The sequence below is a fragment of the Pseudoalteromonas luteoviolacea genome, from assembly GCF_001696455.1.
GTDB lineage: Bacteria > Pseudomonadota > Gammaproteobacteria > Enterobacterales > Alteromonadaceae > Pseudoalteromonas > Pseudoalteromonas luteoviolacea_C.
This window is the reverse complement of sequence record NZ_MAUJ01000008.1, coordinates 58,050-76,612: the sequence shown is the minus strand read 5'-3', so window position 1 is coordinate 76,612 and position 18,563 is coordinate 58,050. Positions and strand designations below refer to the sequence as shown.

The 18,563-nt window shown below is 43.1% G+C and carries 17 protein-coding genes and 1 tRNA gene; 11 read left to right on the top strand and 7 right to left on the bottom strand.

Annotation, left to right across the window (positions count from 1 at the left end; translation table 11 throughout):
- Positions 1 to 182 precede the first annotated feature (182 nt).
- From A7985_RS19715 to A7985_RS19700, 5 genes are all read left to right on the top strand, one after another.
- Positions 183 to 767, top strand: coding sequence for a YcjF family protein (locus A7985_RS19715; protein WP_065792201.1), 585 nt, complete (start codon positions 183 to 185; stop codon positions 765 to 767).
- Between the two features lie 78 nt (positions 768 to 845).
- Positions 846 to 1,022, top strand: a complete 177-nt coding sequence (locus A7985_RS26575) for a hypothetical protein (protein WP_169809459.1) — start codon at positions 846 to 848, stop codon at positions 1,020 to 1,022.
- A gap of 139 nt (positions 1,023 to 1,161) precedes the next feature.
- A complete protein-coding gene (locus tag A7985_RS19710) occupies positions 1,162 to 2,766 on the top strand; it encodes a cyclic peptide export ABC transporter (protein WP_256096812.1) in 1,605 nt (534 codons plus the stop codon).
- Positions 2,763 to 3,947, top strand: coding sequence for a prohibitin family protein (locus A7985_RS19705; protein ID WP_065792199.1), 1,185 nt, complete (start codon positions 2,763 to 2,765; stop codon positions 3,945 to 3,947). Before A7985_RS19710 ends, A7985_RS19705 begins: the two co-directional genes overlap by 4 nt.
- A gap of 157 nt (positions 3,948 to 4,104) precedes the next feature.
- Positions 4,105 to 4,305: a hypothetical protein gene (locus A7985_RS19700; protein ID WP_065792198.1), complete on the top strand. Its 201-nt coding sequence runs from the start codon at positions 4,105 to 4,107 to the stop codon at positions 4,303 to 4,305.
- Between the two features lie 168 nt (positions 4,306 to 4,473).
- On the opposite strand, the gene A7985_RS19695 is transcribed toward A7985_RS19700, so the two are convergent.
- The 6 genes from A7985_RS19695 to cutA form a co-directional block, all read right to left on the bottom strand.
- Positions 4,474 to 4,550, bottom strand: a tRNA-Ile gene (locus tag A7985_RS19695).
- A gap of 188 nt (positions 4,551 to 4,738) precedes the next feature.
- Positions 4,739 to 6,079 (bottom strand): acetyl-CoA carboxylase biotin carboxylase subunit, encoded by a 1,341-nt coding sequence (gene accC / locus A7985_RS19690; protein WP_065792197.1) that lies wholly within the window; start codon positions 6,077 to 6,079, stop codon positions 4,739 to 4,741.
- A gap of 20 nt (positions 6,080 to 6,099) precedes the next feature.
- Positions 6,100 to 6,558 carry an acetyl-CoA carboxylase biotin carboxyl carrier protein gene (gene accB, locus A7985_RS19685; protein ID WP_065792196.1) on the bottom strand — a complete coding sequence of 153 codons (459 nt, stop codon included), beginning with the start codon at positions 6,556 to 6,558 and terminating at the stop codon, positions 6,100 to 6,102.
- 19 nt (positions 6,559 to 6,577) lie between these two features.
- A complete protein-coding gene (aroQ, locus tag A7985_RS19680; RefSeq protein ID WP_065792324.1) occupies positions 6,578 to 7,039 on the bottom strand; it encodes a type II 3-dehydroquinate dehydratase in 462 nt (153 codons plus the stop codon).
- A 216-nt stretch (positions 7,040 to 7,255) separates the two neighbouring features.
- Positions 7,256 to 9,076, bottom strand: coding sequence for a protein-disulfide reductase DsbD (locus tag A7985_RS19675; RefSeq protein ID WP_065792195.1), 1,821 nt, complete (start codon positions 9,074 to 9,076; stop codon positions 7,256 to 7,258).
- A complete protein-coding gene (gene cutA, locus A7985_RS19670) occupies positions 9,076 to 9,396 on the bottom strand; it encodes a divalent-cation tolerance protein CutA (protein WP_063373365.1) in 321 nt (106 codons plus the stop codon). The genes A7985_RS19675 and cutA overlap by 1 nt, the downstream gene beginning before the upstream one ends.
- A 241-nt stretch (positions 9,397 to 9,637) precedes the next feature.
- On the opposite strand from cutA, the gene A7985_RS19665 reads away from it, so the two are divergent.
- From A7985_RS19665 to A7985_RS19650, 4 genes are all read left to right on the top strand, one after another.
- Complete coding sequence (locus A7985_RS19665; protein WP_065792323.1) at positions 9,638 to 10,171, top strand: FxsA family protein; 534 nt, start codon at positions 9,638 to 9,640, stop codon at positions 10,169 to 10,171.
- Between the two features lie 167 nt (positions 10,172 to 10,338).
- Positions 10,339 to 10,626, top strand: coding sequence for a co-chaperone GroES (locus A7985_RS19660; protein ID WP_023400700.1), 288 nt, complete (start codon positions 10,339 to 10,341; stop codon positions 10,624 to 10,626).
- Between the two features lie 59 nt (positions 10,627 to 10,685).
- Entirely contained in the window at positions 10,686 to 12,335 is a 1,650-nt protein-coding gene (gene groL, locus A7985_RS19655) for a chaperonin GroEL (RefSeq protein ID WP_063356331.1), read from the top strand.
- 458 nt (positions 12,336 to 12,793) lie between these two features.
- Positions 12,794 to 13,972 carry a LamG domain-containing protein gene (locus A7985_RS19650; RefSeq protein ID WP_065792194.1) on the top strand — a complete coding sequence of 393 codons (1,179 nt, stop codon included), beginning with the start codon at positions 12,794 to 12,796 and terminating at the stop codon, positions 13,970 to 13,972.
- Between the two features lie 134 nt (positions 13,973 to 14,106).
- Here the strand turns inward: A7985_RS19650 and A7985_RS19645 are convergent, their stop codons facing one another.
- On the bottom strand, positions 14,107 to 16,233 hold the full coding sequence (locus tag A7985_RS19645) for a winged helix-turn-helix domain-containing protein (RefSeq protein ID WP_065792193.1): 2,127 nt from the start codon (positions 16,231 to 16,233) through the stop codon (positions 14,107 to 14,109).
- A gap of 250 nt (positions 16,234 to 16,483) precedes the next feature.
- Between A7985_RS19645 and A7985_RS19640 the strand changes: the two genes are divergently transcribed.
- Both A7985_RS19640 and A7985_RS19635 read left to right on the top strand, forming a co-directional pair.
- Positions 16,484 to 17,308 carry an alpha/beta hydrolase gene (locus A7985_RS19640; protein ID WP_065792192.1) on the top strand — a complete coding sequence of 275 codons (825 nt, stop codon included), beginning with the start codon at positions 16,484 to 16,486 and terminating at the stop codon, positions 17,306 to 17,308.
- Positions 17,309 to 17,333: 25 nt separating this feature from the next.
- Positions 17,334 to 18,554 (top strand): serine hydrolase domain-containing protein, encoded by a 1,221-nt coding sequence (locus A7985_RS19635; protein ID WP_081310646.1) that lies wholly within the window; start codon positions 17,334 to 17,336, stop codon positions 18,552 to 18,554.
- Positions 18,555 to 18,563: the final 9 nt, after the last annotated feature.

Sequence of the window (18,563 nt, the reverse complement as noted above, 5' to 3'; positions counted from 1 at the left end):
CCTGCGGTAGGGCATAACTGAAATTCAGTGCTTTTGTCGGCCTATGTTTAACACGAATTCCTGCTTTTTCTTTTGAAATTGCAGCGATAAGGGCAAGTTAGTAACAATTTTAGCTGTATTTAAAATTGTACTGATTTGGTGGGTTCAACAACTGTTTAAATCTACATCATAGAGGATGAATTATGACAGCGACAAAAACAGCAAAGGACGACAAGGCAACTGAAGCAACTGCGTCAGCATCTGCAAACGCATCAGCTACAGAACAGTCTAGCACTGCAGTGCAGGCAGAAGACCGAGCAGCCGTGGCGCAGATCATTGTTGATAAGTACTCTAAGTGGTCATTTGGCTCTGGGTTAATTCCCATTCCAGCCGTCGATTTAGTGGCTTTAACGGGTATTCAAATGAAGATGATTGGTGAAATTGCCAAGGTATATGGCCAATCATACAGCGACAATAAACTGCGTGGTACGGTCAGTGCTGTGATCGGGGGATCATTCCCGCAAACGCTTGGTGGAGCTGGCTTAAGCAGCTTCTTAAAAGCGGTACCGGTGATTGGAACTTTAAGTGCGATCGCATTTATGCCTGTGGTTTCAGCAGCGTCTACTCATGCGGTGGGTAGTACCTTTATACGTCATTTCGAAAATGGTGGCACGCTAATCGACCTTAATCTAGCAAGCATTAAGGGAGATATCGCGGACATTGCTGCTAAATATCGTAAAGATAAAGGTGATGCCGGCGCACAGCCGAGTGGAGCCACTGCGTCATAGTAGTGGCTAACCCTAGATAAACCAACAGATTATCTGTTGGTTTATCTATGCTAAATAAGGACTTTTGAGGAGCATATTATGATAATCGCTTTGTATTTGGTGCTATGTATCTTATCGGGGTATTGGGGACGAAACACGTTTGCAGGCCCTGTTGGGTTTTTTCTTATTGGGTTGTTTTTCACACCGATTGTGAGTTTATTGATTTTGTTGCTTGCGCAAATGCGCCAGCCTCAACAGGAAAGTGAGGACGATTAGGCCCACTAAAAAAGACATGCGCTAAACGTGCAAGGTTGCCAGTTGCGACATTGCTCATAACAACAATGATAAGAAAACGACAATGGTATTATACGATCTGATCAGTCGGAATATAAAAATTAAGAAAAGGACTTTCGTAATGTTGGGCTGTATTTCGGGCCTAGCGAATGCGTTAGTACTTGCTTTGATTAACAATGTCTCTGAAAACATTTCAGACATTCACAAAGAAAACCACATTCTTTATTATTTGGTGCTGTTTATTTTAACCATCTCGATTTATGGTTTAACGCAACAGCGCTTAATGACAAAAGCGGCCAAAATGGTTGAAAAAGCCATTGATAGATTACGTGTACAAATATTTGAATGTGTGCGCCATACCGAGCTATCAACCATAGAAAAGATAGGCAAAGAGCGTATTTTTAATACACTGAGTAAAGAGCTGCAAACCATTTCTCAGTCCGCGCAATTATTCGTCATTATTGGCCAGTCGATTAGTTTGGTATTTTTTACCTCTCTATATATTGCTTGGCATTCATTTGTGGCGTTTTTGGTGATCTCCATTTTAATTTTGATGGGGGCCAGTATTCACCGTTTAAGAGCCAATGAAATTCAGCGCAATATGCAGTTGTCGTTTGAGAGTGAAAACAAGCTGATTCAGCGTTTGTCTGATTTGCTCGACGGTTTTAAAGAAGTGAAATTAAGTGTGCCACGAGCGGATGATCTAGAGCATGAGTTTGTGATGGATTCTGCCCGCGCGAAGCGCGCCAAAACCACAACCCAGACCTTATTCGCGACCGATTTTGTACTGTCGCAAATTACGTTCTTTGCGGCAACGGGTGCCATGGTGTTCATTGTACCAAGTCTCTCTCATGTTTATACCGATGTGGTTATCAAAGTGACCACGGCCTCACTTTTTTTAATCGGCCCGATTACCAGCATTGTCGGGGGGATCCCCATTTATACTACGGCCACGGAAGCGGCGCAAAATGTCTTGGCACTAGAAGAGGATTTACGACGTGAGTCGGCTCCATCACACGGCCACGAGCATGATCATATTTCTCATGTGCATGGTTTTGATGAGTTGCGATTTGAGGGGGCATATTATCAACATGCCCATAAAGGCGGTGACCGACCTTTCTTTGTTGGGCCGGTAGACCTCAGTATTAAACGTGGGCAGGTTACCTTTATCACTGGAGGAAACGGCAGCGGTAAAACCACGTTTATTCGTATGCTAACTGGCTTATACGAGCTTCAAGCTGGCCAGATTGTATTAGATGGACAGCCTGTCACGGAGAGCTTAAGGGATGCCTATCGCAGTTTATTTACTGCTGTTTTCGCTGATTTTCATTTATTTAAACAGCTTTATGGGATCCATCACAACAATCAAGAAGAGATTGACGACTGGCTCGCCTTTTTAGAGATGAACACCAAAGTGGGGATTAAAGACGGTGAGTTCAGTAGCATCGACTTGTCGACAGGGCAGCGCAAGCGTTTGGCGCTATTAAGTACCATCTTAGAAAATCGGCCAATTTACATCTTTGATGAATGGGCTGCGGACCAAGATCCCATTTTTAGACGCAAGTTCTATGAACAAGTACTGCCTAAACTAAAAGAACGCGGCAATACCGTGATTGCCATCACCCATGATGATGCCTATTTCCATCTTGCGGATGTGCACTTAAAAATGGTCGAAGGACAGCTAATGGAACACCATGAAGTTGAGAGTAAAGGAGTAACATCATGAACGTCATACTCCCTTCAGATATTACACTGACGATAATCATTAGCGCCATACTGGCGATTATTCTATCTAATTTACTGATGCGCTTGCTTAAGCGGTATCAACCTAAACTTAGGCGACGGATATTATCTTGGCGTTTTCGTGCAGGTCTTACACTGTTAATTAGTATTTTTATCGTAATTGCACTCATCCCAGTCATATTTATCAAGGTCGACTCTGGTGAAGTGGGGGTGCTGTGGAAGCGCTTTGCTGGCGGTACTTATTTAGAGCAACCATTGCAAGAAGGGACGGTTTTGGTGTTCCCTTGGGATACGTTAACGATTTATTCAAGTCGCTACCAAACGGCGCATACTAATGTGTATGCCATAACCAAAGAAGGATTGCGTATCACACTGGATATTACCGTACGTTATCGTCCAGAAGTGGAGTTTATTCCATACCTCCATAAATTGGTTGGGCCCAATTACGTGGATGAAATAATTCTGCCTGAAGTGAGCTCTGGGGTGCGCATGATAGTGTCTCAGTATGATGCCGAACAGGTCTATGGCAATCAGCGCAAAGAGGTGCAAGAAGAGTTGTTGGGGCAGGTGCTTAATGAGTTAGAGCTCAAAGAAAAATCCATGTTACGTCAAGAAGCTAAAACGATGGCGGGCCACCATTTAGTGAATCTAGATGATGTCTTGATAAAGCGTGTTGATCTCCCAGATAAAGTGCACAGCGCAATTATTTCTAAAGTGAATCAAAACTACATTTTAGAAGAATATAAAATGCGTGTTGAAGTCGCGAAAAAAGAAGCGATGCGTAAAGAAGAAGAGGCGAAAGGGATAGCATTATTTCAAGAGATGGTCAGTGATGGAATTTCTGAAGCTTACTTAAAATGGCGAGGCATTGAAGCAACCATAGAGCTTGCCAAGTCCAATAATGCCAAAGTGGTAGTCATTGGCAGCGGTAAAGATGGCCTGCCGCTCATACTCAATACTGAGAGTAGCTTGACGCATGAGAATGCCCGCTTTAAAGAGACCCATAAACCTGGAGAGCTTAAATCAGAGCTGGATGAAAAAGACGAGTACCTCAATAGCGTGGACAAGTTTGGTCATAAAATAAAGCCAGATCTACGCCAGCCAGATAAGACGCTCTCTGACAGGTCGGAGCAAACAGGCGAACCTATGGAGTATTTAAAGTAATAAAGAGCAGTTAACTTGACTCAGGTACCCACCAATAAAGCCATATATGAAGCGGACTTAAGTTTTGATCTATATGGCTTTATCCATTCTTTTGCGTAATATGAAGATGTAAATTAAATGAAATAGAGACTAAGTGAGTATCGCAAAAGGGGGGTCTATGAAAGTTCTATTTTCGCTATCCGCATCGTTAATGCAAAGTTTAAACGCAGATTCAAACGAGGTGGCAGCCACTACTTTAGCTAGAGCGAACACGTTGGCTTATACAGCTTTGTGTAAAGTTCAGGGTGGTTCAGGCACACACAAAGGAAAAGAGCCAACTGATGGACTTCCAAATCATAACGGGTGTATTAAGCCATAACTAATGTCGTTAAAAAGAGAGAGCAATTGGGGCCAAATCGGCCTCATTTTGATTGCATTGGCCCTGCGCGTCATACAAAGAGAGTCTTAGGTCAGACCGAATAGCTAAACTATCAACGAGTTTAATTTTTGAAATTAATAGGCTTGTTAATAATAGGAAAGTAAAAAATGGTGGCCCCACCTGGACTCGAACCAGGGACCTACCGATTATGAGTCGGGTGCTCTAACCAACTGAGCTATAGGGCCATTTTTGTACGATTGTGTGAAAACAATCTTTTGAAGCGCTGGCAGTATATGAACTTTTTACTCGCTTGTCACTAGCTAAAACCGAAAAATCTAGCTTATCTTGTTCAATTGATTAATAAAAAGGCAAATGGATTGGTGCCCAATAAAGAAAAAAGCCGGTCGTGACCGGCTTTTTTAGCTACGGTGTCTTAAAGACCGAGCTTCTTCTCAAGATAGTGGATATTTGTTCCACCATTTTGGAAGTTTTCGTCCGCTAGGATTTTTTGATGTAACGGTGTATTTGTCTTAATACCGTCAATCACTAGCTCATTTAACGCGTTGCGTGCACGTGCGATCGCTACGTCACGGTTTTCACCGTAAGTGATTAATTTACCAATCATTGAATCGTAGTGTGGAGGCACTGTGTAGTCAGCGTAAATGTGGCTGTCCCAACGAATACCTAAACCACCAGCAGGGTGGAAACGCGTGATCTTACCCGGAGAAGGAATGAACGTCTCAGGATCTTCTGCGTTAATACGACACTCGATTGCATGACCTTTAATCACCACATCATCTTGTGTGATTGATAGAGGCTGACCCGCAGCAATTTTTAGCTGCTCTTTGATAAGGTCTACACCGGTAACCATTTCAGTTACTGGATGCTCTACCTGAATACGCGTGTTCATTTCGATGAAGTAGAATTCGCCATTTTCGTATAGGAATTCGAATGTACCAGCACCGCGATAACCGATTTCGATACACGCACGTGTACAACGGTCACCAATGAACTTACGCATTTCTGCTGTGATACCAGGCGCAGGTGCTTCTTCCACAACTTTCTGGTGGCGACGCTGCATTGAACAGTCACGCTCACCTAAGTGAATTGCATTGCCTTGACCATCAGCAAGTACCTGTACTTCGATGTGGCGTGGGTTTTCAAGGAATTTCTCCATGTATACCATGCCATTACCGAAGAACTGTTGTGCTTCTGTTTGCGTAAGTGCGATTGAATCTAATAACTCTTCTTCAGAGCGAACAACACGCATACCACGACCACCACCGCCGCCAGCAGCTTTGATGATAACTGGGTAACCGATACGCTTAGCGATTTGTACGTTGCGCTCGTTGTCTTCTGTCAGTGGACCGTCAGAACCAGGTACACATGGAACACCCGCTTTGCGCATCGCTTCGATTGCAGAAACTTTATCACCCATTAGGCGAATTGTGTCGCCTTTTGGACCGATAAAGATAAAGCCGCTTTGCTCAACTTGGTCAGCAAAATCTGCATTTTCTGATAAGAAGCCGTACCCTGGGTGGATAGCAACAGCGTCAGTTACTTCTGCCGCAGCGATGATGCGAGGAATATCAAGGTAACTCTCAGCCGCAGCTGGTTTACCGATACAAATTGTTTCGTCTGCAAGTAGAACGTGTTTAAGGTCACGGTCTGCAGTAGAGTGTACTGCAACCGTTTTAATCCCAAGCTCCTTGCAGGCACGCAATACGCGAAGTGCAATTTCACCTCGGTTTGCAATGACTACTTTATCTAACATAGTGTTTGCCTTCTTGGGAATTATTCGATGATGAATAGTGGCTGGTCAAATTCAACTGGCTCGCCGTTTTCAACTAGAATAGCTTTAACAGTACCAGCCTTATCAGACTCGATCTGGTTCATCATCTTCATCGCTTCTACGATACAAAGTGTGTCACCTACGTTTACTTTCGCGCCAACTTCAACATACGCTGCAGCAGTTGGAGAAGATGCAGAGTAGAAAGTACCAACCATTGGAGATTTCACTTGGTGACCTGCAGGTGTCGCTGCTTCTGCTGCCGGAGCTTCAGCTACTGGAGCCGCAGGCGCTGCTGGTGCTGCTGGTGCAGCAGGTACAGCAAACTGTTGAGGTTGAGCCATAACCGGCGCGCTGCTGTGACGGTTAATACGTACTGACTCTTCACCTTCGGTGATTTCTAGTTCTGCAATACCTGATTCTTCTACTAGTTCGATAAGTTTTTTAATCTTGCGAATATCCATAATTTGGCCCGCCTGTTAGTTAATTTGAGTTATTTTGGTTGCGCAACTGGTCAATCGCAGCCAGTAGGGCTGCTTGGTAGCCAGTTGCACCTAATCCACATATTACGCCTTTCGCCACATCCGAAAAGTATGATGTATGACGAAATGGCTCGCGTGCGTGCACATTAGAAATATGCACTTCGTAAAATGGGACGCTGATACTGAGCAACGCATCGCGCATCGCGATACTGGTGTGAGTGAAAGCCGCTGGATTAATAATAATGCAGTCCACTTTGCCGTAATGGTCGTGGATAGTATTAATCAGCTCTGCTTCACTGTTGCTCTGAAAATGAGTCAGCGTCACATCGTGTTGTTCTGCGCACTTTACCAGTGACTGCATTATCTCAGCTAAGGTTTGTGTGCCGTATTTATCCGGCTCGCGGCGCCCTAACATGTTCAAGTTTGGGCCATTCAGTACTAAAACCTTAAAATTTGCTGACATAATGCGTGAAATTCCTTTAAATGGAAAATAACGAGACTTTTTGTCTCTTGCTGTGTCTAACTTAAGCGCTTGCGCGATAAATAGCAAATATTTCTCACGTTCGTGAACTATTATAGAGCGTTCGAGGTAAATAGCAGCAAAATACTGGTCTAATCAGAGATAAAGTGTCGCCTATTTGAATGCTTAATTCAAATAGGCGATTGTGAGGTGGGGCAATTAATAGTATTCGCGAACTTTACGTAGGTGTTCGGCAAAGTCATCGGCACTCATAAAGCCTGTTACGCGAAGTTCAGGGATTTCATTCCCATCTTTGTCGAAAAACAACATGCTTGGCAAACCAAATACCGTGAAGTGGTCCATTATTTCAAATGTGGCATCGTTACTTTCAGTCAGGTCGAGTTTGAGTAACTCAAAGTGTTGGAACTCTTGTTGTACTTCAGCTTCTGGAAAAGTGTATTTTTCAAACTCTTTACATGCGACACACCAGTCTGCATAGAGGTCGACAACCGCAATTTGGCCCTGCTGATTGGCTTTTTCGACCTCACTGTTTAAACCGTCTAATCCTTCTATCAGTCTAAACTTCTTTTCTTCAAGTTGTGCGCTTACTACGGTTACTTGAGAGTTTGGCTGTTTGAATAGCACAGACTGCGCCATTAAGAAGGCGGTGACAAACAGCGTCATGGACATCGCCCACAAAATTGTTTTGCCTTTACCTTGTTGCTGGCCACTTTGCCAGTAATGTAAATAAAGCGCGGTGGCAATGGCCAGCACCGATGCCAGCATCACAATAATGTCGAAGTCTAAAATACGTTCAAGCAAAATAAGCGGGACGAATAACATCAAGAAGCCAAACAAGGTTTTAACTTGTTCCATCCAGCCCCCAGCTTTTGGAAGTAACTTACCGCCTGAAGTACCGAGTAACAGCAGTGGTAGACCCATTCCCAAGCTCAATGCATATAAAGTTAAACCGCCAACAAGGTAATCACCACTTTGCGCAACATACAGTAGTGCAGCAGACAGCGGCGCAGTGGTACAAGGGCTGGCTATCAGGCCTGATAAAACACCCATCATAAAGACGCCGGTGTAATTGCCCCCTTTTTGCTGATTACTGATCTCCGTCAGTTTACTCATCATGCCACTTGGCAAACGCAGTTCAAACCAGCCAAACATCGCAAAGGCTAAAATAACGAATAAAATACTAAAGCTGATCAGTACCGCTGGGTGTTGAATATAACCTTGTACATGTCCACCAAAATAAGCGACAACAAGACCAAGGGCTGCATAGGTAACCGCCATACCTTGTACATAAACAAAAGAAAGAGAGAAGGCTTTTTTGGTTGATAGATTCTTTTGGCCAGCAATCAAGCTAGACAAAATCGGAAACATTGGGAATACACATGGCGTAAATGCCAATAGCACGCCCACTAAAAAGAATGCGCCTAAGTTTGCAGCAAAGCTCTGCTGAGCCAAACGCTCATTGAACGATAATTCGCCGTCATTTTGCTCCGCCGGCGCTGATATTTGTTTTTTCTGTTGTGTCGTGTCAGTGTTAGATGCTGATGTGGTTGCAGTGTCACTTGAGCCGCCAAACGCAGTCAATGGAATTTCAATAATCTCAGGTGGGTAGCAAAGCCCAGCTTCAGCGCAGCCTTGGTAGCGCACTTTAACTGTTGCGTCTTGACCTACATTGGACAATGTAGAAACCACCGAAAGCTCGTCAAAGTAAACTTCGGTACGGCCAAAAAACTCGTCTTCGATCATTTTGCCTTTTGCAAGCTCAGGCACCTTTATTTCTGCGCCTTTACCGACAAACTCGAGCTTATGTTTATAAATATAATATCCTGGTGCAATGTCCCAACCTGTAAATAGCACACTGCCTTGTTGGTCAAAGTCGAATTGAAAGGCTTGGTCGACCGGTAAAAATGTTTGTTGCTTTGGCGCCAGTAAGCTATCTAGCACATTATTATTGGCTTGAGCCTGAAAGCTGCCTACTATGAACAGCGTTAAAAAAGAAAAAATAAGCGTCGTCAGTCGCATTAATTCAGTACCTCTTCCATCCAGTTAAAGTATTGTTGTGCACCATCGGTTATTTCTATGACCTGTACTTCAGGCACATCGTAACTATGCTCTGTTTGGATCACTTCAATGACTTCATTAACCAGTGCGGATTTCGTTTTGATCAGTAATTTAAATTCGTCACTTTGTGTGACTTCTCCTTGCCACATGTAGATTGACTCTAATTGCGGCAAAATGTTCACACAAGCTGCTAATTTATTTAACACTAAATGCGCTGCGATGTGCTTTGCATTGTCTTTACTATCACAAGTTGTCATGACCAATCTGTATGGAGTACTCATCGTATATTTACCGACTATTACTTTGTGCCCATATAGTATCGGAAGACCACTTGGATCCCAAGGTGTGCTCGTTGAGTTGCATTTATATACTCTGAACTTTCTAACTTGGTTTTGCTCTAAACAACAAAGTGTTGTCCAGAAGAACACCTCACAGAAAGCCAAAGTGTTATTGGATGCTGACTATAAGCTTGAAATTAGACCTGAGAAGCCATACATCTATTTCAGTTTATTTGGAGAATCTATGTTTAAAGTTCTTTTTCTACTCTTTATTGTTGTACCAATTGTTGAAATCGCATTACTTATCCAAGTCAGTGATGTGATCGGTGGGTTTGCCACGATTGCACTGGTTATTGCTACTGCAATATTAGGTGCCAAATTAGTTAAACAGCAAGGGCTGGGCGCTTATTCGAATGTGCAAAGTCAGATGGCCTCAGGTCAATTACCTGGCCAAGATTTATTTACTGGACTATGTGTGATTATTGCGGGTGTATTTTTAATGACACCGGGGATCATGACTGATGCTTTAGGGTTTATGTTACTGACCCCTGCAATTAGGCAAAAAATTGCGAAAGCCTTAATTGAACAAGCCAGTGTAAAAATGCAGAGTTCAGGGCAAGGCGGTATGTTTGGCCAAGGTTTTGGTCAACAGCATACGCATCAAAATACGCAGACGCCGTTCGAAGAACAGAAGTTTGACCCGTTTGAGCGCAAAAGCCCGCAGTCTGAATCTCAGTCGTCTACGACCATCGAAGGTGAATATCAGAGAAAAGATTAAAATTTTTTAATTTTTCTCTTGGGTTTTAAATATCCACCCCCATCTAGAATTGCAAGTTACAAATTAATCCAGAGAGTCGCGTTGAGCGCCGCACAGTCGGGCCGCGACTCACTCTGAGTAAACAGATTATTCTGTCCTTGTTCAGAAAAGTTAGGAGAACTAAATCAATGAACATTCGTCCTTTACATGATCGCGTTATTGTTAAGCGTCTAGAAGAAGAAACTAAATCTGCTGGCGGTATCGTATTGACTGGCTCAGCAGCTGAAAAATCAACTCGTGGTGAAGTTGTTGCTGTAGGTAACGGCCGCGTGTTGGACAGTGGTGAAGTAAGAGCGCTAGAAGTAAAAGCAGGTGACACAGTACTTTTCGGCTCATACGTAGAAAAGACTGAAAAGATCGAAGGTCAAGAGTACCTGATCATGCGTGAAGACAATATCTTAGGTATTGTTGGCTAAGCATTAGCTTGTAAAAAACAAAGTAGCTTTTAACGAAAAGAATTTAGAGGAATAAAAACATGGCAGCAAAAGAAGTTCGTTTTGCAGGTGACGCGCGCACTAAAATGCTTCAGGGCGTAAACGTTTTAGCAGACGCAGTGAAAGTAACACTAGGTCCTAAAGGCCGTAACGTTGTACTAGACAAGTCTTTCGGCGCACCAACGATTACTAAAGATGGTGTATCTGTAGCGAAAGAGATCGAGCTTGAAGACAAGTTTGAAAACATGGGCGCACAGATGGTTAAAGAAGTTGCGTCAAAAGCGAACGATGCGGCGGGTGACGGTACAACGACTGCGACAGTACTAGCACAATCAATTGTAAACGAAGGCCTTAAGTCTGTTGCTGCGGGTATGAACCCAATGGACCTTAAGCGTGGTATCGACAAAGCTGTTGTTGCTGCGGTTGAAGAACTTAAAGCACTTTCAGCGCCATGTGCTGATACAAAAGCAATTGCACAGGTAGGTACTATCTCTGCAAACTCTGACAAAGAAATTGGTGACATCATTGCTGAAGCAATGGAAAAAGTAGGCCGTGAGTCTGGTGTTATCACGGTTGAAGAAGGTCAATCTCTAGAAAATGAACTAGATGTAGTAGAAGGTATGCAGTTTGACCGCGGTTACCTATCTCCTTATTTCATCAACAACGCTGAAAAAGGCCAAGTTGAGCTAGACAACCCACACATTCTACTGGTAGACAAGAAAGTATCTAACATCCGTGAACTACTTCCTACACTAGAAGGCGTTGCGAAGACAAGTAAGCCACTACTTATCATTGCTGAAGACCTTGAAGGTGAAGCATTGGCAACGCTAGTTGTTAACAACATGCGTGGCATCGTAAAAGTAGCAGCTGTTAAAGCGCCTGGTTTTGGTGACCGTCGTAAAGCGATGCTACAAGATATCGCTATCCTAACTGGCGGTACTGTGATTTCTGAAGAAATCGGTCTAGAGCTTGAAAAAGCAACACTAGAGGACCTAGGTACAGCTAAGCGCGTGGTTATCACTAAAGACGACACAACGATCATCGACGGTGTTGGTGAGCAAGCAGCTATCGACGGCCGCGTTTCACAAATCAAAGCACAGATCGAAGAAGCAACGTCTGACTACGACAAAGAAAAGCTACAAGAGCGCATGGCAAAACTTGCAGGCGGTGTTGCAGTAATCAAAGTTGGCGCAGCAACTGAAGTTGAAATGAAAGAGAAAAAAGACCGTGTTGAAGATGCACTACATGCAACTCGCGCAGCGGTTGAAGAAGGTGTTGTACCAGGTGGTGGTGTTGCACTAGTGCGTGTTGCTAGCAAGATCGCAGGTCTTGAAGGTGACAACGAAGATCAAAACCACGGTGTTAAAGTTGCACTTCGTGCGATGGAAGCGCCGCTTCGTCAAATCGTTTCTAACGCAGGTGATGAAGCATCAGTGGTTGTTAACGCGGTTAAAGCGGGCGAAGGTAACTACGGTTATAACGCTGCAAACGGCCAGTACGACGATATGATTGAAATGGGTATCCTTGACCCAACTAAAGTAACGCGCTCTGCACTACAGTTTGCAGCATCGGTTGCTGGTCTGATGATCACAACTGAAGCGATGGTTGCTGAAATTCCAAAGGATGAGCCAGCTGCTGCACCAGACATGGGTGGCATGGGCGGTATGGGCGGTATGGGCGGCATGATGTAATAAACATCAGCCTAAAACGCTTTATAGAAAAACCCTAACATCTTGATGTTAGGGTTTTTTGTTGTCTATTTTTTACAGCCTCCTATGGCAGTATTGCATCTCTTCTCAGAGAGGTGTCTAAAAGATATTCTTGTTAGATAATGCCTATTTGATTGCAACCTACCCCCCGCGCCTAGCGAGGGTTATTGCACATATCAACTCATCTGTTAGCACTTGTTCAGTCGCGATTGAAGTACCTTATCTCAAGAAAATACCTAAGTAACTTAAGGTTAATATTTGTTTAATTTGTTATTAATTGATGGGTTCTTTAAAATAAATGGTCTGTTAATCTGTGTCCGAGAATCGAACCTTTTTGAGTGAGGGGTTTAATGGGCAGGTCTTTTTAATGATTAATGGCACTGAATGAAACGCACATTATTTTGATAATCAATAAAATAATATTTAATAAGGAAATAACGATGAAACGTATTATCAGCTTACTACTTACCGGCTTGCCCTTGGTGTTTGCCAACAATGCAACTGCCAATGTGAGCTCTGAGGCTTTGCAGGCTCATTGGTCTGGTTCTATTATTCCGGGCTCTGCACGCGATGTATCATTGAATGCACATCATGGCGCGCTTGTTGGTGGCATGTCTATTCGAGCGGGAGCAGTTGACTTTGGCTTTAACTTTGATGGCAATGATTCGCATATTAAAGTAGCGGATAGCGATGCATGGGCATTTGCAGATAAAGACTTTACAATCAGTTTCTGGATTAAACCTCGTGCATATGATTCGTCTTATACTCGGGTTATGAGTCATTGGCAGTGGGGCGGCGGTTCCAATAGAGCTTGGGAGATGTATATTCATGGCGGTAAATTAACTTTTGATGCCGCTGGAGCATTCAGCCTCAAAACGTCTAGTACGCTGAGCACAGATCAGTGGCATCACGTCACCGTATCACGTAGTAATGGTGTGGCCAAAGTGTATGTTAATGGTTTAGTGGAAGACACCAATGTAAATGCCAGCGCAACACTAAACAACTCAAGTACATATATGTTAATTGGTGCTGTGATTGGCACAGATGGCGTAAACGCGCATTCGGGTGATACATTGAATGGCGAAATGGACGAGATCAGAGTATACCATCGCGCGTTGTCAGACAGTGAAGTAGACAAACTTGCTAATCCATACCCACCAAGTTCATGGCAGCCTGAACCTAATACAACCTCTCAATTTTATCCAGCAGCAACAAACTGTAATATGGAAGACTTTGTGCTGACTCCTAAAGCACATGCGTATAGAGGCAGCTACGAGGTATCTCAAGGGAAAATTATGACATGTAACTTGCCAATTAATCCGGGTAAATTTATTGAACGTGTCGTTTTTGACCATAGAGTCCACGAGATGGCGAGTAAATCCTGTCGTATTGGTGTGATTAATGCAGCATATGGCAGTACGGCAACCAATACTAATCCAATGACGTTATCTACCGATGGCATGATAGATGTTTGGGTTTATGAAGACTTAGGGGCCTGGGAAGCATACAGTAATGGACATCCACATAATACGATCGTTTTGACGTGCGATCATGAGACGTTTACGGGTGAATCATGGATCAGATATGGTGTGATCCGAGTGGATTACGCAGCTCAGTAACCCTGTTAGCACAGAGTCTTGAAACTAGGTAGGTGTTAGGGCGATGGATGGCATGCAAGATGCTGTCTGTTGCCTAAGCTGATACCGAAAAAGCCCAAGCAATTGCTTGGGCTTTTTTCACTTTTACTGAACGGCTATTGTTTTAACACCAACTCGGCAAGTTCTTTCTTGGCTTCAATACGCAGAGAAATAAATGCCTTATCTCCACGCACATCACTCAGGTAATCAATGTTTCTAGGCATATCTCCAATGATGTTAAATTGTCGTGTTTCGAGAGAGTAGCGCCACAGTTGAAAGCGTTCGTTAATACCATAGATGATGTCGTTGTCGATAACGAATTGTAGGTTGCTACCCTGCTCATTGAGTGTTTCTATGAGCGTGTTCTCTAAGGTATTAGAGTACCAAAACCTGTCTAGTCCATCCGTATAAACGAGTCTGCCTGTACTGTCTTTTTGCGCCCAGTTTACTGGTTGATTGGTTAATATTGTATAACGCAGTTGGGATAAATCGAGTTCGGCGAATTTGACGATACCGTTGATACGTATATTGGCTAAAGCCGTTTGGTTCTGACTATCCCAATAAAACAACTGTTCGATGGGGTAGTTAAATGAGAACGTTTGGGTTTCACCGGCTAGCGTGAGTTGCTGTAGCTCTTTTGACACATTGACTAACAGGCTTTGTCCATCATTGGCCCAGTGCATCCCATAAATGAAGGAATCTAAAGGAAAGTTAGAAAGTTGTCTGACTTTGCTATTCTCTTTTAACCATACTTGCTGAATGCCAGAGCGGAAGGTATAGAAAGCCAATAAATTACCATTGGGTTGAAAGGTTGCGCCACCTTCTGATGTGATTGAGCGCTCTTCAATGGTGTATAATTGTTGATGTTTATCCCGCAGTGGGTCTTGATAATGCGCAGCAAGTTCAGATAAAGAAACACTCGCCATGTCTCTATCATAAAAACCTTTAATGACCAGCAGTCGAGAACCATCAGGGTGAAATCGTGGTGAGCCCATCGGCACATCAACCGGGAGCTCAATAGTAGAGATTTTACCTTCATATGACAGTGTAAATAGCTGTCGCCCAGTGCTGAACATGAGCCTGTCTTTAAACGGCGAAAAATTTGGATAGATATAACGATGTTTTGCGATTTCAGGCGGCAGTTCAATTTGATTTTGTGATAGCACAGTACCGTCTGGTTTGAGCATAGTTAGATTATAATTGCCATCACCGTCGACATGCGTGAGTGCGATTAAATCATCAGCAAGAGAATAATCATAGTCAATGACGCTTCCTTCATTTGGTACATAAACATCGCGGCTTTGTTGCTCATTAAGCGCGTAACTGATGAGTTTCCATTGCTGCTCTGTTTGTTGCAGTAGGGCAATTTGATTGCCTTGCATCCAAATCGGTGTGCTAATGCGGGTATTCTTGCACTCCATTAAAGTTGTGGGTGTTTGTGCACCACGCAGTGACTTAGCAAAATCAAGCCCCATTAATTTGTAGCACTGCTTTTGTGTTATGGGTTGCCGGCAGTCTTGCTCTTGGATGAAGTACAGTGATTTGCCATCTGCTGAAAAGGTATGTGAACCATGTGAGTTGAGCTGCTGAGTAAGCTGAAATTCTTCTTGTGTCTTCGTACTTTTTGCCCAAATATTATTGATGCAAAGCCGCTCTTCATAACGATGAAATACGACAAATTCGCCATCGGGAGAATATATCCCTGCATTTTCTCTATGGTCGGTAGCGGTTAATGCATTTAACTTCGCAATTTCTAATTTTGCTGGTGTAGGTTCGCTCAGCGAGATAAAAACCAGTATGACCAATGCGACACTGACAATGATTGCAGCAGCGTGCTTGAACGTGAATTGAAAAACGTCAGATTTATTATTTACAGGTTGGTTCAGTGTTTCAGTCGTTTGCGGTGGTGTTTGGGTATGCTCTTCCTGTTGCCATTTGACGTTACTTTCTAAGCTGTATCCCTGTTTTGCATGGGTTTTTATGATGACTTGGACTTTGCCATCATCTCCTAATGCTTTTCGTAATTGAGCGATGCTGCGCTGCAACGTATTTGGTGAAACAACCGTGTTCGCCCAAACAGTATCTAAGAGCGCATCTTGGCTGACAACTTTACCTTGGTTTTGTGCTAGCGCCGTCAGTACCGCAATGGCTTTCGGGGCCAGTATTTGGGTGTCATCTTGGTGTGTGATTTGGTTGCGAGAGATATCAACAAAAAAATCACCGACCCAGTATTGTTGCGTCATAGTCCTTCTTACTCAATTTGAAGCTAATCGAAAAATGTACTTAAAAATCCGCAAAATGAGAGTAACACAATCTCAGATGTAACAAAATTTATTTGTAATGCTATGAATTTAAAGCTTTTTTAATTAATCAGATGGAATCATTTAAACATCAGTACAACATCATGAAAGGAAGCGAGTTCATCGCTAATGTAGCTCAGAGATTATTTATGAGGACGCACAAGTCCGTATGATTAACAATTGAGGAAGAGCAATGAATAAATATATTGTGATTGCAGTGATGGTGCTTTTATCTGTTTTTAAAGTACAAGCTAAAACCTTAGACGCCTATTCTATGCCCAGAACAGAGGTGGTCCCCATTAAAAGCTCTGTGAATGGGGGGCAGTACGAATTACTAGTTAAACTGCCTGAAGGGTATGTAGATAATCCTAAGCAGCACTACCCCGTGATTTATTATACTGATGCGGTGTGGCAGATTGACCTGTTGTCAGCAGCGACCACGTTTCTTATGGAAGATGTCATTTTAGTTGGGATCTCTTGGCAAAAAGACATGGGCAAGCTCAAGGGATCGAGTGCGCATATCAGCCGCTTTCGAGACTATACCGTAACCCCTTCTAAAGATGAAAAACGTCAAGCTAAGTACCAATTTGGTAAAGCGAGTGAGCATTTGGCATTCATCCGCCAAGACGTCATTAAGTTAGTAGAGACGCGCTACCGTACAGTGCCAGAGCAGCGTGCATATTTTGGCTACTCTTTGGGGGGGCAATTTGGTTTGTATGCCTTACTTGCACATCCTGACACTTTTAAAAACTATATTTTGGGTAGTCCAGCCATTGGTGGCAGTATTGATTACTTGAGCGCACTTTTAGCAAAGAAAAACACCATCAATGCCAATGTATTTATCTCATATGGCGATAATGAAGCTCGCTTGAGCAAGAATGTGGACACCTTTCTCAAGGTGCTTAAATCACATCAGAAAAGTCAATTAGCACTGACTCATGAAGTGATGAAAGGTGATCACTCTCAAGCGGTTCCGATGACTGCTGCACGCGGCGTTGCTTGGTTATCGCAGCTCTAAACATGCACCATGCGAGGAAAGTGAGATGCTAAATGACATCAATGATATGTTAAGAAGTGCAGCATTGATAATGTGCTGTATATGCTTTTATACACATGCCCATTCTAGTTTGGTCGATTACTCTGACAATGCGCCCTACGCATCAGAGGCTGAAAAAAGCATGCCGTTTGGGGAACTCCCTTACTTGAAAAAGCCATTTATAGATTTATCACCTGAGAGTAAAAACGATTTAATTACGATTGGAGAATTTGGCAAAGATGGGGGAGATCCTAAGAAGTTACAGAAGTTGATTAATGGGTTGGAGAAGCAAGCGCTGGGTCGTTATGACAGTATGTTGATTGCTCACCATGGCAAACTGGTTTTTGAATCATATTATTTGCGAGGACGTGCAGATCTACCACATCGACAAGCGTCAACAACAAAAGCCTATTTGAGCTTTGCTGTTGGTCGTGCGATTCAGTTAGGCTATTTGAATATGTCGGATTTAAATAAGCCTATTGCAAGCTTCTTTAAAGGGTTGAAGCCAGCTAAATTCGCAGCAGGGGTTGAAAATATTACATTACATTTGGCAATGACGATGCGTTCAGGTTTGCGAATTAGCAAAGAGCAAATGACTTCATTGAAAAGTAATCCCATTAATTTGAAAGGAAAAAATCAGGTTCAAGCGTTTTTTGAGACTACGGCACCTATTTCTAATCAGCAGCAAACCTTTCATTATCAAAGTCTTGACCCAATCCTCGTGATGCAGGTGTTAAATGTGGTTACGCCGAACGGTGCTAGGGCATTTATACGATCTGAATTACTAAATAAGTTGGGCATAGTAAATTTTGAGTGGAGAGACGATATCAGTGGGTTGCCTATGGGGGCATATGCTTCAAGTATGCTTTCTCGTGACATGTTGAAGTTCGCTTTGCTCACTGTAAATAATGGAATGTGGCAAGGAGTGCAATTGATCCCGAAAGCGTTTGTTGAGAAGGCAACGCAAAAAATTGTGCCACAAAAAGACAGAGACATATTCTTTACTGGAGACACGGTCTCGAATGCAAGTTATGGATATTACTGGTGGCAAGCTGACATGAAAGTTGGCAATAAATCTTACTCAACTCGCTCGGCTCAAGGTGGTGGAGGGCAATATGTTGTGTTGATTGATGAGCTCGATTTAATTGTTGTCACAACGGCACATGAACGAAATGATCAAACAATGAAAGTCATCGCCGAAAAAGTGTTACCAATATTTAGCTCGTGATGAAAATAA

Coding starts and splice junctions, on each gene's coding strand:
- A7985_RS19715 (WP_065792201.1), top strand. CDS start 183: ATGACAGCGACAAAAACAGCAAAGGACGACAAGGCAACTGAAGCAACT.
- A7985_RS26575 (WP_169809459.1), top strand. CDS start 846: ATGATAATCGCTTTGTATTTGGTGCTATGTATCTTATCGGGGTATTGG.
- A7985_RS19710 (WP_256096812.1), top strand. CDS start 1,162: ATGTTGGGCTGTATTTCGGGCCTAGCGAATGCGTTAGTACTTGCTTTG.
- A7985_RS19705 (WP_065792199.1), top strand. CDS start 2,763: ATGAACGTCATACTCCCTTCAGATATTACACTGACGATAATCATTAGC.
- A7985_RS19700 (WP_065792198.1), top strand. CDS start 4,105: ATGAAAGTTCTATTTTCGCTATCCGCATCGTTAATGCAAAGTTTAAAC.
- accC (WP_065792197.1), bottom strand. CDS start 6,079: ATGTTAGATAAAGTAGTCATTGCAAACCGAGGTGAAATTGCACTTCGC.
- accB (WP_065792196.1), bottom strand. CDS start 6,558: ATGGATATTCGCAAGATTAAAAAACTTATCGAACTAGTAGAAGAATCA.
- aroQ (WP_065792324.1), bottom strand. CDS start 7,039: ATGTCAGCAAATTTTAAGGTTTTAGTACTGAATGGCCCAAACTTGAAC.
- A7985_RS19675 (WP_065792195.1), bottom strand. CDS start 9,076: ATGCGACTGACGACGCTTATTTTTTCTTTTTTAACGCTGTTCATAGTA.
- cutA (WP_063373365.1), bottom strand. CDS start 9,396: ATGAGTACTCCATACAGATTGGTCATGACAACTTGTGATAGTAAAGAC.
- A7985_RS19665 (WP_065792323.1), top strand. CDS start 9,638: ATGTTTAAAGTTCTTTTTCTACTCTTTATTGTTGTACCAATTGTTGAA.
- A7985_RS19660 (WP_023400700.1), top strand. CDS start 10,339: ATGAACATTCGTCCTTTACATGATCGCGTTATTGTTAAGCGTCTAGAA.
- groL (WP_063356331.1), top strand. CDS start 10,686: ATGGCAGCAAAAGAAGTTCGTTTTGCAGGTGACGCGCGCACTAAAATG.
- A7985_RS19650 (WP_065792194.1), top strand. CDS start 12,794: ATGAAACGTATTATCAGCTTACTACTTACCGGCTTGCCCTTGGTGTTT.
- A7985_RS19645 (WP_065792193.1), bottom strand. CDS start 16,233: ATGACGCAACAATACTGGGTCGGTGATTTTTTTGTTGATATCTCTCGC.
- A7985_RS19640 (WP_065792192.1), top strand. CDS start 16,484: ATGAATAAATATATTGTGATTGCAGTGATGGTGCTTTTATCTGTTTTT.
- A7985_RS19635 (WP_081310646.1), top strand. CDS start 17,334: ATGCTAAATGACATCAATGATATGTTAAGAAGTGCAGCATTGATAATG.